This window comes from Tepidicella xavieri, from assembly GCF_004363315.1.
GTDB classification, from domain to species: Bacteria; Pseudomonadota; Gammaproteobacteria; order Burkholderiales; family Burkholderiaceae_C; genus Tepidicella; species Tepidicella xavieri.
This window is the reverse complement of record NZ_SNYL01000005.1, coordinates 136,845-152,508: the sequence shown is the minus strand read 5'-3', so window position 1 is coordinate 152,508 and position 15,664 is coordinate 136,845. Positions and strand designations below refer to the sequence as shown.

The following is a 15,664-nucleotide window of genomic DNA, read 5'->3' as shown; positions in this document are numbered from 1 at the left end:
GTCCAAATTCGTTCCCGACGAATTTGTGATGGACGAGTTCGCCTATGAGGGCTGGGACGTCATCGAGCGCGCTTGGCGCGAGGGCCTCACGCCGGACCCGCTGCTCACCGTCTCCGAATGGGCCGACCGTCACCGGGTGCTGTCGAGCAAGGCCTCGAGCGAGCCGGGGCGCTGGCGCACCAGCCGCACGCCTTACCTCAAGGCGATCATGGACTGCCTGTCGCCGACCTCGCCCATCGAGCGCGTGGTGTTCATGAAGGGCGCGCAGGTGGGCGCGACCGAGACCGGCTCGAACTGGATCGGCTACGTGATCCACCACGCCCCCGGGCCGATGATGGCGGTGTGGCCCACCGTGGAGATGGCCAAGCGCAACTCCAAGCAGCGCATCGACCCGCTGATCGAGGAGTCGCCGGTGCTCTGCGAACTCATCGCTCCGGCGCGTTCGCGCGACTCGGGCAACACCATCCTCGCCAAGGAGTTTCGTGGCGGCGTGCTGGTGATGACTGGCGCGAACAGCGCGGTGGGCCTGCGCTCGATGCCGGTGCGCTATCTCTTTCTCGACGAGGTGGACGCCTACCCGCTCGACGTCGAGGGGGAGGGCGATGCGATCTCGCTCGCTGAGGCGCGCACGCGCACCTTTGCGCGGCGCAAGATCTTCATCGTCTCGACGCCGACGATCGCGGGCGCCTCGGCCATCGAGCGTGAGTACGAGGCCAGCGACCAGCGCCGCTACTTCGTGCCCTGCCCGCATTGCTCGCACCGGCAGTGGCTGCGTTTCGAGCAACTGCGTTGGGAGAAGGGCCGGCCCGAGACGGCGGCCTACGTCTGCGAATCGTGCGAGACGGCGATCGCCGAGCACCACAAGACCTGGATGCTGGAGCACGGCGAGTGGCGCGCGACGGCGGAAGGCGCGGGCAAGACGGCGGGGTTTCATCTGTCGTCGCTGTACAGCCCGCTGGGCTGGCGCGCCTGGTGCGAGATCGCCGCTGCGTGGGAAGCCGCCGTCAGTAAAGAGTCGCGATCGGCCGCTGCCATCAAGACTTTCAAGAACACCGAGCTCGGCGAGACCTGGGTCGAAGAGGGCGAAGCGCCCGACTGGCAACGCCTGCTGGAGCGCCGCGAGGACTATGCCATCGGCACCATTCCCGCCGGCGGCCTGCTGCTCACCGCTGGCGCCGACGTGCAGAAGGACCGCATCGAGGTCTCGGTCTGGGCCTTCGGGCGTGGCAAGGAGTGTTGGCTCATCGAACACCGGGTGCTGATGGGCGACACCGCGCGCGATGCGGTGTGGAAGGCGCTGACCGGGATGCTCGCCGAGACTTGGACCCACGCCTCGGGCGCGGCCATGCCGCTGGCCCGCTTGGCGCTGGACACCGGCTTTGCCACGCAGGAGGCCTACGCCTTCGTGCGCGCCTGCCGCGACGCGCGGGTCATGGCGGTCAAGGGCGTGCGGACGGGTTCGATGGGCGGCGCAGCCCTGATCGGCACACCGACGGCGGTCGATGTCTCGCAGGCGGGCAAGAAGCTGCGCCGGGGCATCAAGGTGTATGCGGTCGCGGCGGGGCTCGCCAAACTCGAGTTCTACAACCACCTGCGCCAGAGCGCGGAGGTGGCCGACGACGGCGTGACGGTGACCTACCCGGCCGGTTTCGTCCACCTGCCCAAGATCGACGCCGAGTTCCTCCAGCAGCTCTGCGCCGAGCAGCTGATCACCCGCCGCGACAGGAATGGCTTTCCGGTGCGGGAGTGGCAGAAGGTGCGCGAGCGCAACGAGGCGCTGGACTGCTACGTGTATGCCCGCGCCGCGGCCAGTGCCGTGGGGCTGGACCGTTTCGAGGAGCGCCATTGGCGCGAACTGGAGCGGCAACTGGGGTTGCCGCCGGCCGGCGAGCCCGAGTCGCTAATCGAACGACCTTCCGAGGCCACCCCCAGCGGTGGCCTCGCTACTTCTACGAACCGCCACCCCGGCCGGCGTGTCATCCGCAGCCCCTGGCTGCGCTGATCCCCGCCGGCCGTCCCGAACCCCGAAGGAGAACCCATGTCCCTGGCCACCCGCATCGAAAGCCTCGTCCTGCGCGTCGCGCAGGAGTTCAACGACGTCCGCGCCAAGGCCGGCAATCTCGCCCACCTCACCACCACCGACAAGTCCAGTCTGGTGGCGGCCATCAACGAGCTGAAGGCCGCGCTGCAGGCCTCGGGGGCGATCGACGACACCCAGGTCGCCACGAGCAGCACCTACTCGTCGAGCAAGATCGTCACGCTGCTGGAGGTGCTCAAGGCCGAGATCCTGGGCGGGGCCGATGCCGCCTATGACACGCTGCTGGAGATCCAGCAGCTGCTGCAAGACGGCACCAGCGGCCTGGACGCCTTGCTCACTGCGGTGAACCACCGCGTGCGCTTCGACGCGGCGCAGACCCTCACCGCCGCTGAAGCCGCCCAGGCGCGCAGCAACATCGGCGCCGTGGCCGCGGCCGACGTGGGCGACACCGACACCGACTTCGTCGCGATCTTCGAAGGGGCCCTGGTCTGATGAGCCTGGCCTCGCGCATCGGCGCCTTGGCCGGCCGCATCGGCCTGGAGGTCAAGACCAAGATCGATGCCGGCCACCCCGGGCTGGCGCGGGCCTGGGTGTGCTTCGGGTTTGTGGGCAACCAGGTCGTCGTACGCGCCGCGCACAACGTCGCCTCGGTCACGCGGCTGGCCGCAGGGCGCTACCGCGTGACCTTCGCCAATGCCATGCCCGACGCCAACTATTGCTGGACGGCGCTTGCCCGCAGTAGCACCGACAGAGGCACACAGCGCATGGCCATCGTGCGATCCAGCACCGACCAGAAGACCGCCCAGTTCGTCGACATCAGTTGCGCGACGACCTCAGCGTCGTTTTCCGATTCCTTCGAAATCAACCTCACGGTGTACCGCTGATGGCCTACACCCAAGCCGACCTGGACGCCCTGCAAGCCGCACTCGCCAAGGGCGAGAAGCGCGTCAGCTTCGGCGACAAGACGGTCGAGTACCGCAGCGTGGAGGAACTGCAAGCTGCTATTCGCCAGGTGAAACGCGAGCTCTTCGAGCAGGCCGTGGCCACGGGGCTGTGGCCCGGCGCGCCGCGGCAGATCCGCCTTCACACGACCAAGGGGACGTGATGGGCTGGTGGCATACCCTCAAGCGCCGGCTGCTCGGCACGAGCCCCACCTACGACGGCGTGGGCGGCGGCCGCCGGGCCGTCGCCTGGCAGGTCGGCAATCCCGGGGCGGTCGCGGCACTCGCCTACACCCAGGGCGAGCTGCGCGCCAAGAGCCGCGATCTCGCCCGGCGCAACGCCTGGGCGGCCGCGGGCATCGAGGCCTTCGTGGCGAATGCCATCGGCACCGGCATCAAGCCGCAGAGCATGGTGACGGATGCGGCCGTGCGCGAGGCCATCCACGCGTTGTGGTGGGACTGGGTGGAGGAGGCCGATGCGGCGGGCTTGACCGACTTCTACGGCCTGCAGGCGCTCGCCTGCCGCGCGATGCTCGAAGGCGGCGAGGCGCTGGTGCGCCTGCGCTGGCGCCGCCCGGAGGACGGTCTGCCGGTGGGTCTGCAGCTGCAGGTGCTCGAGCCCGAACACCTGCCGACGACGCTCAACCGCGACCTGCCTTCAGGCAACGTGATCCGCGCCGGCATCGAGTTTGACCGGCTCGGGCGGCGGGTGGCCTATCACCTCACCCGCTCGCACCCCGGGGACGGGAGTCTGGCGCCGATGTCCGGCACGGGCGGCATGGAGACCGTGCGCGTGCCGGCGGACGAGGTCATCCACCTGTTCCGCCCGCTGCGCCCGGGGCAGATCCGCGGCGAGCCGTGGCTTGCGCGGGCCCTGGTGAAGCTGCACGAACTCGACCAGTACGACGACGCGGAACTGGTGCGCAAGAAGACCGCGGCGATGTTCGCCGGCTTCATCACGCGGCTCGCGCCCGAGGACACCCTGATGGGCGAAGGGCTGCCGGACGCCCAGGGTGCGGCACTCGCCGGGCTGGAACCCGGCACCTTGCAGATCCTGGAGCCGGGCGAGGACATCAAGTTCTCCGCGCCAGCCGATGTCGGCAGCTCCTACGCCGAGTTCATGCGCCAGCAGTTCCGGGCCGTGGCCGCCGCCATGGGCATCACCTACGAGATGCTCACCGGTGATCTCACGCAGGTGAACTACTCCAGCATCCGCGCGGGATTGCTCGAGTTCCGCCGCCGCTGCGAGGCCCTCCAGCACGGGGTGATCGTGCACCAGCTCTGTCGCCCGGTGTGGCGGGCCTGGATGGAGCAGGCGGTGCTGGAAGGCGCGCTGAACCTGCCCGGCTTCGCGCGCCGCCGGCGCGCGTATCTGGCCGCGAAGTGGATCCCGCAGGGCTGGCAGTGGGTCGATCCGCTCAAGGAGTTCAACGCGCTCAAGCTCGCGATCCGCGCCGGGCTGATGAGCCGCTCCGAAGCCATCTCGGCCTACGGCTACGACGCCGAAGACATCGACCGCGAGATCGCGGCGGACAATCGGCGCGCCGATGAGCTGGGGCTGGTGTTCGACTCGGATCCGCGGCACGACCAAGCATCGACGCCGGCGCCGACACCCGCGCCCGACACCGAACTTCAGGACTGAACCGATGCTGCCCCACCTCGCCGCCCGCCTGTTCGGGACGCCCTTGCTCGTCCAGCGCGCCAAGCTCGACGTGATCCTCGCGGTGCTCTCCGAGCGCCTCCATCTCACCGCGCCGGACGTCGAACTCGCGCCGCCGCTGCCGAGGGCCCCGACCCCTCCGGCGTTTCCGTCAAGCTCGATCGCGGTCCTGCCGATCCACGGCACCCTGGTCAAGCGCACCCTGGGGCTGGAGGCGGCTTCGGGACTGATGAGCTACGCCGACATCGGCGCGCGGCTGGAGGCAGCCCTTGGCGACCCGATGGTCGCCGGCATCGTGCTCGACATCGATTCGCCCGGCGGCGAGACCGGCGGGTGCTTCGAGCTCGCCCGCCGCGTGCGCGAGGCGGCCGCCGTGAAGCCCGTCTGGGCCGTGGCCAACGACGCCGCCTTCTCCGCGGCCTACGCCATCGGCTGCGCCGCCGATCGGCTCTTCGTCACCGAGACCGGCGGCGTGGGCTCGATCGGGGTGATCGCGCTGCACGTCGACCAGTCGGTCAAGGACGCCCGGGACGGCTTGCGCTACACCGCGGTCACCGCGGGCGAGCGCAAGAACGACTACTCGCCGCACGAGCCGCTACACGATGCCGCCCGCGCGGCGCTGCAGGCCGAGGTGGACCGGCTCCACGCGCTCTTCGTCGCGCACGTGGCGGCGATGCGCGGCCTGTCCGAGGACGTGGTGCGCGCGACCGAAGCCGCGCTCTTCTTCGGCCCGCAGGCCGTCGAGACGGGGCTGGCCGACGGGGTGGCGACGCTGGCCGCGGTGCTCGCCGAGTTCGACCGACATCTTTCTGCCGCGCGGCGTCCGTCTTCCCCGCCGCGCCAAGCCCCGACCGGGAAGGCGACCGTTTTCCGAGGAACCCCCACCATGACCGACACCCCGTCCGAAACGCTCGGTGTGGATGAGGCCGCCGCCCTGGTGGCCGAGGCCCGCCGCGAAGTGGCGCAGTCCGCGCAAGCGATCGCGCAACTGTGTCTGATCGCCGGCTGCCCCGAGCGTGCCGCCGAGTTCATCGCCGCCGGCCGCACCGAAGCCGAGGTGCGCCGCGCCCTGATCGAGGCGCGCGCCGCCCACAGCATGGAGTCGGCCGTGCGCTCGACCCACGCGCCCCAGGACTGGGCCGCCCCCGGCGCCGATCCGGCCGCCTCGCCCGTGGTCGCCGCCGTGAAGAAACTCGTGACCCGGGAGTGAACCATGCCCACGCTCACCCAAGCCCCCACCCTCGGCGACCTGCTGAAGTACGAGGCGCCGAATCTGTACTCGCGCGAGCGGGCGACCGTGGCGGCCGGGCAGAACCTGCCGCTCGGCGCCGTGGTCGGCCGCGAGACGGCCACAAGCAAGCTCAAGGCCCTCGACCCCGCGGCCGGCGACGGCAGCGAAGTCGCCCTGGGCGTGCTCGCGCTGGCCGTCGATGCGACGCTGATCGACCGGGAGGACGCGATCCTGATCGCCCGCCACGCCATCGTCGCGCGAAACGCGCTGGTCTGGCCCGCGGGGATCACCACCGCGCAGCAGCTCGCTGCGATCGCACAGCTCGAAGCGCGCGGCATCGTGGTGCGCGACAGCGCCTGATTCCGCCCCTCCCCACACCTCGGACGACCCGCCATTCGGCGGGTTCGTCGTTTCTGGAGTCTCCCGATGCTCAACCCCTTCGATTCCCCCGGCTTCTCGATGGCGAGCCTCACGGCGGCCATCAACCTCATCCCCAACCGCTACGGGCGGCTGGAAGCCTTGAACCTGTTTCCGGCCAAGCCCGTGCGCACGCGCCAGGTCGTCATCGAGGAGTACGCCGGGCGCCTGAACCTGCTGCCCACCCGGCCGCCCGGCTCGCCCGGCACGGTGGGCGAACGCGGCCAGCGCCGGCTGCGTTCCTTCGTCGTCCCGCACATCCCGCACGACGACGTGGTGCTGCCCGAGGAGGTCCAGGGCATCCGGGCCTTCGGCTCGGAGGCGGAAGTTGAGGCCGTCGCGGGCGTGCTGGCGCGGCACCTGGAGACCATGCGCAACAAGCACGCGATCACCCTCGAACACCTGCGCATGGGGGCGCTCAAGGGCCAGATCCTGGACGCCGACGGCAGCACGATCTACGACCTGTTCACCGAGTTCGGCCTCACCCCGCAGGTCGTTGCCTTCGACCTCGGCAACGCCGGCACCAACGTGAAGGCGAAATGCCTGTCGGTCCTGGCCGCGATCGAGGACAACCTCAAAGGCGAGTTCATGACCGGCGTGCATTGCCTGTGCTCGCCTGAGTTCTTCGCGGCGCTGACCGGCCACGCCAAGGTCGAGAAGGCCTTCGAGAACTGGCAGCAGGGCGCAGTCCTCATCAACGACGTGCGGCGCGGCTTCACCTACGCCGGCATCACCTTCGAGGAGTACCGCGGCCAGGCCACCGACGCCGACGGCAACGCGCGCCGCTTCATCGCCGCGGGCGAGGCCCACGCCTTTCCGCTGGGGACGGTGGACACCTTCGCCACTTACTTCGCCCCGGCCGACTTCAACGAGACCGTGAACACCCTGGGCCAGCCGCTCTACGCCAAGCAGGAGCCGCGCAAGTTCGACCGCGGCACCGATCTGCACACCCAGAGCAACCCGCTGCCGATGTGCCACCGGCCCGGCGTGCTGGTGAAGCTCACCGTCTGAGGGTGCCTGTCCGATGGTCCGTGTGGAGGATCTGTACGACGCCGCCGAGCGCGCGGGGCTCTTGACGCCCGTCGTGGTGGGCGCCGCCACCGTGCACTGTGCGTTCCGCGCGCCGGACGAGACGGTGCTCGACGGCCTGGCGCTGGCGCGCGACTTCGAGATCGAGTACGCGGCCTCGCGCCTCGCGCTCGCCCCGGGCGACGTGGTCACCATCGCCGGCGAGCCCTACCGCGTGCGCGAGGTGCGAGCGCTCGGCGACGGCCGCGAGTGCCGGGCCCAGCTTGCGAGGCTGCCATGAACTCGGTGCGCGAGCGCCTGCTGCGCCTCCTGATCGATCGGCTCAAGGCGGCCCTGGCCCCGGCACCCGTGCTGCGCCAGCCGGCCACACCGCTGCCCCGCGAGGCCGGCCCGGCCTTGCTCGTCTTCGTCGAGGGCGACGCCCTCACCGCGCATGCCAACCGGCTGGTGGACCGCTCGCTCACCGTGCGCCTGGTCGCGCTCGCGCGCGGCACGGACGCCTTCGACGCGGCCGACCGGCTGATCGTCGCCGCCCACGCCGCCGTGCTCGCGGACCCGAACCTGGGCGGCCTGGCGCTCGCGGTGCGCGAGCTCGACGCCGACTGGGACGCCGACGACCTCGATGCCGGCACGGTGATGCTGCCGGCGCGCTACGAGATCCGCTACCGCACCACGCTGACCGACCTCACGACCCCGGGATGACCCATCCAATGCACATCGAACTGCTCCAAGCCCACACCCACGCCGGTCGGCGCTTGAGCGCCGGCGCGCGGCTGGACCTGCCCGAGGCCAGCGCCCGCTGGCTGATCGCCCGGGGCGTGGCCCGGCTCGTCACGCCGGACTCCCCGGCGCCATCCCTCAAACCCTCGCGCCGTGACGGTCCCGCCGCCGCGGCAACCTCCACGGGAGACTGACCATGGCCTACTTCTGGCTTCGGCCGCTTCGCTTAACGCCCGCTACGCGGGCATTAGCCTTCGCCGCAACGCGCCGACACGGCGCGTTGTCCGGACACATCGCCGATCGCTGAGGAGGCACGGCAATGGCTTACTTTTCTGGACAGGGACGCGTCTACATCGGCGCGCGCGACTCGGCTGGCAATCCGGCCGGCCTCACCTTCGTCGGCAACGTGCCGGAACTGAAGGTGTCGCTGTCGGTGGAGACGCTGGAACACCAGGAGGCGCAGTCCGGCCAGCGCCTGACCGACCTGCAGCTCATCAAGACCAAGAAGGGCGAGTTCGCCTGCACGCTGGAGGAACTGAGCAGCGGCAACCTCGCGCTCGCCCTCTACGGCCACTCGACCACGGTGGCACCGGGCACGGTCACGGGCGAGGCGCTGCCCAACCCGGTCACCGCGGGCAGCCTCTATCCGCTCGCGCACCAGAACGTCTCGGCGGTGCAGATCCAGGACGGCAGCAGCCCGCCCAAGCCCCTGCCGGCGACGCAGTACCAGGTGCACGCCCGGCACGGCTCGGTGCTGATCCTCGACGCCACGACCGGCGGCCCCTATGTCGAGCCCTTCACCGTGGATTACGCCTTTGGTGCCGCGCAGAGCACGGCGATGTTCACCCGGCCGCTGCCCGAGCGCTGGATCCGCTTCGAGGGCCTCAACACCGCCGACGCCAACCGCGAGGTGGTGATCGACCTCTATCGCGTGGCGATCAACCCGGCCAAGGAGCTCTCGATCATCACCGACGAACTACTGAAGTTCGAACTCTCCGGCCAGGTGCTGGCGGATCTCTCCAAACCCACCGACGGCGAACTGGGCCAGTTCGGCCGTCTCGTGCTCTTGTAAGGGGATGGCGATGACCCACACGCGCACCGACTTCCAGACCTTTCCGCCCGTGCCCCAGGTGGTCACGGTGGCGGGCGCCGCAGTGGAACTCACGCCGATCCGCTTGGGAGAGTTGCCGCGGATCCTCGCCGCGGTGCGACCCATCGCCGCCGACCTCTCGGCCGAGCCGGATTGGCTCGCGCTGCTCGCCCGACACGGCGAGGCGGTGCTGGAACTGCTCGCGCTCGCCACCCGGCGCGAGCGCGCCTGGATCGAGGGGCTGGCGCTCGACGAGGCCGTCACCTTGGCCTGTGCCGTGTTCGAGGTGAACGCGGATTTTTTCGTGCGGCGCGTGGCGCCGAGCATCGCGCGCTCGGGCGAACGGTTGGCGCCGATCCTCTCGGCTGGGACGATGCCGTCGCCCGGCTCGTCGCCGCCGGCCACCGCCACGCCGAGGTGATGGGCTACACGCTCGCGCAAGTGCGCGGGTTGCTGGCCGCCCACGGTCGGCTGGAAGGTAGGCAGAACGCCTTGCGGCTGGCCTTGCACGCGGTGGCGGCCCAGGGCGACCGGGCGGCGATCGAGCGGCTGCAGCGCGAGTTGTGGGAGGACGTGCGGCCATGAAACTGACGCTGGCCACCTCCGGACTGCTCGATCCAAGGAAGCTCTCCGCCTGGAGCGCCGAACGCCGGCGGGCGATCCATGCCGCCGTCGCCAAAGGGATGGTCTCGGGCGGCCGTGACGTGCGCGAGGCCGCCCGCGCCCAGATGCGCAGCGCCTTCCAGGTCCGGCGCGCGAGCTTCGTCGCCTCGCTGCAGGCCAAGGTGTTCGATCAGAAGCCCGAACGGCTGCCCGCCCTGTGGGTGGGAAGTCGAATCCCCTGGCTCGGTATTCACACGCACGGCGGCACGGTGGCGGGCCGGATGCTGATCCCGCTGCTACCGGGACGGATCGGCCCCAAGCGCTTCCGTCAGGTCATCGACGGCCTGATGCGCTCGGGCAACGCCTTCTTCGTCGAGAAGAACGGCCGCGTGCTGCTGATGGCCGAGAACATCCGGGAGAACACCGCACAGCTCAACCGCTTCAAGCGCGCCGAGCGCGAGCGCAGCGGCGTCAAGCGCCTGCAGCGCGGCCAGGAGATCCCCATCGCCGTGCTGGTGCGGCGGGTGGATCTGAAGCGCCGGTTCGATCTCGCAGCAGGCGTGCAAGGCGCCTTGCCCAAGCTCGCTGCCGCGATCGGGCGTGAATTGGACAAACTCTAATGGCAACCGAGCGAGCCCAGATCCTCATCCGCGCCGTCGACGAGACACGCGCGGCCTTCGGCTCGATCCAGCGCAACCTCGGCGGTTTGGCCGACGCCGCACGCCGGGTCAACGGCGTGCTCGCCGGGCTCGGCGTCGCGTTGTCGGCGGCGGGCTTGGCCGCGATGGTCAGGTCGGCGCTGGACTCGGCCGATGCCCTCAACAAGCTCTCCCAGCGCGTAGGCATCACGGTGGAGGCTCTGTCCACCCTGGTGCCGGCGGCCGAACTGTCCGGTGTCTCGGCGCAGACCTTCGAGACGGGGCTCAAGAAGCTCGCCACCACGATGTTCGAGGCGGCCACGGGCTCGGAGGAGTCCGCCCGGCGCTTTACCGCCCTCGGCGTCGAGTTCAGGAACCAGGACGGCACGCTGCGCGCGACCGATGCGGTGCTGCTCGATCTGGCCGACCGTTTCAAGGCCATGCCCGACGGCGCGCAGAAGTCGGCGCTGGCGGTGCAGCTCTTCGGCAAGAGCGGCGCCGAACTCATCCCCTTCCTGAACCAGGGACGCGAAGGCATCGCGGCCCTGACCGGCGAGATGGAAGCGCTCGGCGTGCAGATCGGCGGCGACACCGCCGCGCAGGCCGAGGTGTTCAACGACTCGCTGGCCAAGCTGCGGCTCGCCGCGACGAGTCTGGCCAACCGGGTGATCGAGGCGTTCCTGCCGGCCATGAACGAGTTGGCCGGCGGGATGGTCGAGTCGGCCAAGCAGGGCGGCAGCTTGCGCGCGATCCTGGATGGCGTGGTGTTGGTGCTCAAGACCCTGGCGCTGGGTGCCGCCACGGTCGGCAAGGCCTTCGTCGCACTCGGCGAGGCGATCGGCGCTGGTGTCGCGGCGGCGGTCGAGGCCCTGCGCGGCAACACCGCCGGGGCCAAGGCCATCATCGCCGAACTCAAGGGCAGCCTCGTGCGGCGGCTGGACGAACTGGCCGAGTTCCGGGACAGCCTCTTCGACCCCAAGCCCATCGAGGTCCAGGCGCCGCGCATCCAGGCCGACCCGGCGCTGCTGCAACGGCTCACGGCTCCGGGCCAGGCCCGCGAGGCCGCCAGCGCCCTGGCGGCCCTGCGCAAGGCGCAGATGGACGCCGAGTTCGCCCTGCTCAAAGACGGCCTCGAGCGCCAACAGCGCGCGCTCGATCAAGCACTGGAAGACCGGCTGCTGTCGGTGCGCGACTACCACGGCCGCAAGACTGCGCTGGAGCAGCGCGAACTCGACGCCGAGATCGCCCGCCGCCGGCAGGAACTCGCCGCTAGCCAAGCCGTCGCGACCAACCCGCGCGCATCAGAATCGGACCGACTGCGCGCCAAAGCGGAGATCGCCAAGCTCGAGGCCGACCTCATCGTCCTCAACGACCGCCGCGCCGACATCGAGGTCGCCAACGCCCGCGCCGCCGCCCAGGCCGAGCGGGAACTGGCCGATGCGCTGGCCCAGGCGCGCGAGGAACTCGCCCAGCTCACCGGCACCGACACGGCGGAAGACCGGCGCGCCGCGATCGAGCGCAGCGTCCGGGATCTTCGCGCACGCCTGGCGGCCGAGAACGACGCCGCGGGCGTGGCGCTGATCGACCGGCTCATCGACGTGAAGGCCGCCCAGGCCAACCTCGCCCGGCTGGAACAGGAGTGGCGGCTCGTCACCGAGCGGCTGCGCAATGCCCAGGAGGCGATCCAGATCCAGCAGCAGGCCGGGCTGCTCACCGAAGCCCAGGCGCGCAGGCAGATCGTCGCCTTGCAGCAGCAATCTGCGGCCGAGATGCAGCGCCTGCTGCCCGCGATGCAGCAGGCCGCGCAGGCGATCGGACCGGAGGCGGTCAATCGCGTGGCCGCCTGGCGCAACGAACTGGAGCGCACGCGGCTGGTCGCCGACGAACTCGCGCCGCTGTGGAACCGCATCGGCGAGGGCTTCGGCACCGCCTTGCAGGGCATGGTCACCGGTGCGCAAAGCTTTCGTGAGGCCTTGTCCAACCTGTTCCGCCAGGTGGCCGACGCCTTCCTGCAACAGATGGTGATCCAGCCCTTCCAGCAGTGGGTGGCGATGCAGGCGCGCATGCTCGCGCTCAAGCTCGGCTTCCTCCAGCAGGAGCAGGCCATCGAGCAAGCGGCGGCGGCCCAGTCGGTGGCGCAGAAGTCTGCCGAGACCACCGCCAAGGTGTCGATGGACGCGGCCCAGGCCGGCGCGGTCGCGGCGGCCTCGCAGGCCTCCATCCCCATCGCCGGGCCGGCGCTGGCCATCGCCGCGATGGCGGCGATGGTGGCGGCCGTCATGGCCTTGCTGGGCGGGATCAAGAAGTTCGCGGCCGGCGGCTTCGTCACGGGTCCCGGCACGGCGACCTCGGATTCGATCCCGGCGCGGCTGTCGGCCGGCGAATACGTGGTGCGTGCGGCGGCGGTCCGGCGTGTCGGCGTGGCCTTCCTCGATGCCCTCAACGATTTGTCCGCCCCGCCGGTGTGGGACGGGCGGCGTCTGGCCCTGGCCGCCGGGGGACTCGTGCCCCAGGTCCAGGTGCAGCCGGCCGCGCCGCAGGTCAGCCAGGCCGTGCGCATCGTCAACACCATCGACCCGGGCGTCACCCACGACCACCTGCAGACCCCCGCCGGCGAGCGGGTGATCCTCAACATCATCGGGCGCAACGCGCGCGCGGTGCGCGCGGCGCTCCAGGGGTAAGCCATGGCCTTGATCTTCATCGACGGCTTCGATCACTACGACCCGCAGGCACTCGACCCCTTCGGCGACCCGTGGCTCGCGCGCGGCAAGGCGGCGTATCTGTCGCCGCAGGCCACGCGCATCCCCGGCCGGCGACCCTCGTCCTACGCCTTGCGCCTGCCCGCAGGCGCCGGCGGCGGGTATGTGAAGAACCTGGAGACCGGGCGCACCAGCCTCATCGTGGGCGCGGCACTGCGCGTGGCGCCGTTCGAGAACACCGGCGAGGAGCCGGTGCTGCTCGGCGTGCGCGACACTACCGCGCAGGTGACGCACCTCGTCACGATCGGCAATGACGGGCGCTTGCGGCTGTATCGCAGGGGCTACTGGGACCAGTTGATCTCGACCTCGGTGGCCACCGCCGCTGCGCGCGGCTGGCACTACGTCGAACTGCAGGTCGTGCAGGGCACGGCCAACGGCACGGTGAAGGTGCGCGCGAACGGTGTGCTCGCGATCGACCTGTGGTCGCAGGACACCGTCCAGAACGGCGGGCAACTGCTGACTGCTTTTGTGGGGGCCGTGCCGGGCCAAGCCTGCCCGGTCACCGTCGACGTGGACGACCTCTACATCGCCGACACCTTGGGCACGATCAACAACACCTTCCTCGGCGACGTGCGGGTCGATGCCTTGAAGCCGCAAGCGCCTGGGGCGCTGAACCAATGGACGGTCGAGCCCTTGGGGCTGCCCGCTTGGGCCGCGGTGAGCGACGGCGACGAAGCCACGGCCATCCGCGCGGCCACCGCCGGCCTGCGCCAGACCTTCGACGTCGAGGCGCTGCCCGCGATGACCACCCCGGCGATCCACGGCGTGCAGGTGACCCTGCTCGCGCGCAAGACGGATGCGGGCACCGGCCGCGTGCGCGGGATCGTGGCGAGCGGTGCGCAGACGGCGGTGAGCGCCGACATCCATCTGCAAGAGCAACTGGCCTGGCACACGGCGCTGTTCGAGCGCAACCCGAACGGCAACGTGCCGTGGACGGAAGGCGCCTTCAACGCCGCCGAGTTCGGGCTGGAGTCGGCATGACCGAGCGTGTGTTGACCGAGGCTCTTGCAGAGGCCGCCGCCCAACCCGCTGCGATGGCGCAGGTGGTCGAACAGCGTGCCGAGGCGATCTCGCGCGCGGCCTTCGGGGCGCTCGCCGTCACCGCCTTCGCCGAGACCTCGGCCCAGCCGCTGCCGACCCCCCATCTCTCGACGCTGTGGGCCGAGACGCTGGCCGAGCCCGCGCCGCCGCTGCACGCCGCCGCCTTGCTCGTCGAGGTGTTGCGCCGTGATACCGCCGCGGCGGCGATGGTCGCAGAAGCGATGGAGGCCTTCGGCGAGACGCCCTGGCCCGAGGCTCCACGCGGGGTGTTCGCCTTCCGTCACGACTGGGCCGAGCCCCTCATCGAGCGCCTGCAATGGGCGACCGGCGTAGTGCGGCTCGCCTCGGGCAACGAGGCGCGGCAAGGGCTGCGGCGCGTGCCGCGGCGCTTCCTGACCTACCACGTGGGCCACGGGCGCGCGAGCGACGCGCTGGTGGCCGACTGGCTGGCCGACCATCTGGGCCGGCTCGCCTGGTGGCCGCTGCCGCAGCATATGGCGAGGCTGACCACGGCGGCGCACAGGGGCGCGCTGGCGCTGGCCGTGACGCCAGTGGAGGCGGCGGGCTTCACCCATGCATCGGCCAGACCGTACCTGGAGCACGACGGCCTGCACTGGCCTGCGGATCGTCGCTTCGCGCTGCTGATGGCCCCGGACGGCTGGCAGGCGCTGGCGCTCGCCGAGGTGGAGCCCGAGCGGCTCTGGCTCACCGAGCCGCTGGCGCGGGCCGTCCCCGCGGGCGCGACCGTCGCTCCCCTGGTCGAGGGCGTCGCGCTGGAGCCGGCCGAGTTCGCGCAGTGGGTGCCCGGCCTCGATGCCGGCAGCGTCACCGCGCAGGTGGCCTTCGAGCCGCTGCCGATAGATGGCCTGCTCGACGACCCCTGGCTCGACGGCCTGCCCGTCTGGCCCGACGGCAACTGGCGCGATGATCCCAGCGTCACGGCGCAGGGCGTGCTCACCCGGCAGGACCTCTCGCCGGCCGACGCGTGGGTCCGCCGTGACGACCCGTGGCCGACGAGCACCTTTCAGCGCCGGTTTCTGGCGGCCGGGCGTGAAGACATCGCCCGCTGGCGCGCGCGGCTGTACCGCGCCCAAGGGCGGCTCGGTGCCTGTTGGCTGCCCGACGGTCTGGCGCCGGTGTTGCGCGTGCAGGCCGAGGCCGAGGTCGAGGCCGGGTACCTGCGCGTGAACGCCGAGGCCGGCGCCGCCTTCTGGCACCGCTCGGCCGCCGCGTTGATCCTGCACCCCGACGGCACGCGCCAGGCCGTCCTCACCGGCGCGCTCCACCGAGATGAAGGCGGCGTGCTGGTCCTGCGCTCCGGCCTCGACGCCGCGGTGCCCGCCGGCAGCCGCGTCCTGCGCCTGGCCCGCTGCCGGCTCGACCACGACGCCGTCGATCTGTACTGGCACAGCCCCACGCTGGTCGAGATGCCCCTGACCCTGCGCCGGCTGCCCGAGCCGCGCGGCAACGATCTCATCACGTACACCCCGTCCTGAC

The 15,664-nt window shown here is 71.0% G+C and carries 18 protein-coding genes; all 18 read left to right on the top strand.

From position 1 onward, the window contains the following. Positions 1-28 precede the first annotated feature (28 nt). The 18 genes from DFR43_RS06035 to DFR43_RS05955 all read left to right on the top strand — a co-directional run bounded on the left by DFR43_RS06035 (position 29) and on the right by DFR43_RS05955 (position 15,663). On the top strand, positions 29-2,002 hold the full coding sequence (locus tag DFR43_RS06035; protein ID WP_133596667.1) for a phage terminase large subunit family protein: 1,974 nt from the start codon (positions 29-31) through the stop codon (positions 2,000-2,002). A 36-nt stretch (positions 2,003-2,038) separates the two neighbouring features. Then, positions 2,039-2,530: a hypothetical protein gene (locus DFR43_RS06030; RefSeq protein WP_133596665.1), complete on the top strand. Its 492-nt coding sequence runs from the start codon at positions 2,039-2,041 to the stop codon at positions 2,528-2,530. Next, on the top strand, positions 2,530-2,922 hold the full coding sequence (locus tag DFR43_RS06025; RefSeq protein WP_133596663.1) for a hypothetical protein: 393 nt from the start codon (positions 2,530-2,532) through the stop codon (positions 2,920-2,922). The genes DFR43_RS06030 and DFR43_RS06025 overlap by 1 nt, the downstream gene beginning before the upstream one ends. After that, entirely contained in the window at positions 2,922-3,143 is a 222-nt protein-coding gene (locus DFR43_RS06020; protein WP_019562384.1) for a phage head-tail joining protein, read from the top strand. Before DFR43_RS06025 ends, DFR43_RS06020 begins: the two co-directional genes overlap by 1 nt. Further along, positions 3,143-4,621, top strand: coding sequence for a phage portal protein (locus tag DFR43_RS06015; protein ID WP_133596661.1), 1,479 nt, complete (start codon positions 3,143-3,145; stop codon positions 4,619-4,621). The genes DFR43_RS06020 and DFR43_RS06015 overlap by 1 nt, the downstream gene beginning before the upstream one ends. Positions 4,622-4,625: 4 nt before the next feature. Then, positions 4,626-5,849, top strand: coding sequence for a S49 family peptidase (locus DFR43_RS06010; protein WP_133596659.1), 1,224 nt, complete (start codon positions 4,626-4,628; stop codon positions 5,847-5,849). A gap of 3 nt (positions 5,850-5,852) precedes the next feature. Further along, positions 5,853-6,230, top strand: a complete 378-nt coding sequence (locus DFR43_RS06005; RefSeq protein WP_133596657.1) for a head decoration protein — start codon at positions 5,853-5,855, stop codon at positions 6,228-6,230. A gap of 66 nt (positions 6,231-6,296) precedes the next feature. After that, positions 6,297-7,298, top strand: coding sequence for a major capsid protein (locus DFR43_RS06000; protein WP_133596655.1), 1,002 nt, complete (start codon positions 6,297-6,299; stop codon positions 7,296-7,298). 13 nt (positions 7,299-7,311) lie between these two features. Continuing rightward, on the top strand, positions 7,312-7,596 hold the full coding sequence (locus tag DFR43_RS05995) for a head-tail joining protein (RefSeq protein ID WP_133596653.1): 285 nt from the start codon (positions 7,312-7,314) through the stop codon (positions 7,594-7,596). Further along, complete coding sequence (locus DFR43_RS05990; protein WP_133596651.1) at positions 7,593-8,018, top strand: hypothetical protein; 426 nt, start codon at positions 7,593-7,595, stop codon at positions 8,016-8,018. Before DFR43_RS05995 ends, DFR43_RS05990 begins: the two co-directional genes overlap by 4 nt. Next, positions 8,015-8,230 carry a DUF7210 family protein gene (locus tag DFR43_RS05985; RefSeq protein WP_425471075.1) on the top strand — a complete coding sequence of 72 codons (216 nt, stop codon included), beginning with the start codon at positions 8,015-8,017 and terminating at the stop codon, positions 8,228-8,230. The genes DFR43_RS05990 and DFR43_RS05985 overlap by 4 nt, the downstream gene beginning before the upstream one ends. Before the next feature lie 125 nt (positions 8,231-8,355). Then, positions 8,356-9,108, top strand: a complete 753-nt coding sequence (locus DFR43_RS05980) for a phage tail tube protein (RefSeq protein ID WP_133596649.1) — start codon at positions 8,356-8,358, stop codon at positions 9,106-9,108. A gap of 10 nt (positions 9,109-9,118) precedes the next feature. Next, complete coding sequence (locus DFR43_RS05975; protein WP_133596647.1) at positions 9,119-9,547, top strand: DUF6631 family protein; 429 nt, start codon at positions 9,119-9,121, stop codon at positions 9,545-9,547. After that, on the top strand, positions 9,547-9,711 hold the full coding sequence (locus tag DFR43_RS13615; RefSeq protein WP_164499708.1) for a hypothetical protein: 165 nt from the start codon (positions 9,547-9,549) through the stop codon (positions 9,709-9,711). The genes DFR43_RS05975 and DFR43_RS13615 overlap by 1 nt, the downstream gene beginning before the upstream one ends. Then, the gene (locus tag DFR43_RS05970) at positions 9,708-10,349 is read left to right on the top strand and encodes a DUF6441 family protein (protein ID WP_133596645.1); all 642 of its coding nucleotides are present in this window, start codon (positions 9,708-9,710) and stop codon (positions 10,347-10,349) included. The genes DFR43_RS13615 and DFR43_RS05970 overlap by 4 nt, the downstream gene beginning before the upstream one ends. Beyond that, positions 10,349-13,048: a sbcc family protein gene (locus tag DFR43_RS05965; RefSeq protein ID WP_133596643.1), complete on the top strand. Its 2,700-nt coding sequence runs from the start codon at positions 10,349-10,351 to the stop codon at positions 13,046-13,048. The genes DFR43_RS05970 and DFR43_RS05965 overlap by 1 nt, the downstream gene beginning before the upstream one ends. A gap of 3 nt (positions 13,049-13,051) precedes the next feature. Further along, entirely contained in the window at positions 13,052-14,107 is a 1,056-nt protein-coding gene (locus tag DFR43_RS05960; protein WP_133596641.1) for a hypothetical protein, read from the top strand. Further along, entirely contained in the window at positions 14,104-15,663 is a 1,560-nt protein-coding gene (locus DFR43_RS05955) for a hypothetical protein (protein ID WP_133596639.1), read from the top strand. Before DFR43_RS05960 ends, DFR43_RS05955 begins: the two co-directional genes overlap by 4 nt. The last annotated feature ends 1 nt before the right edge of the window (position 15,664 follow it).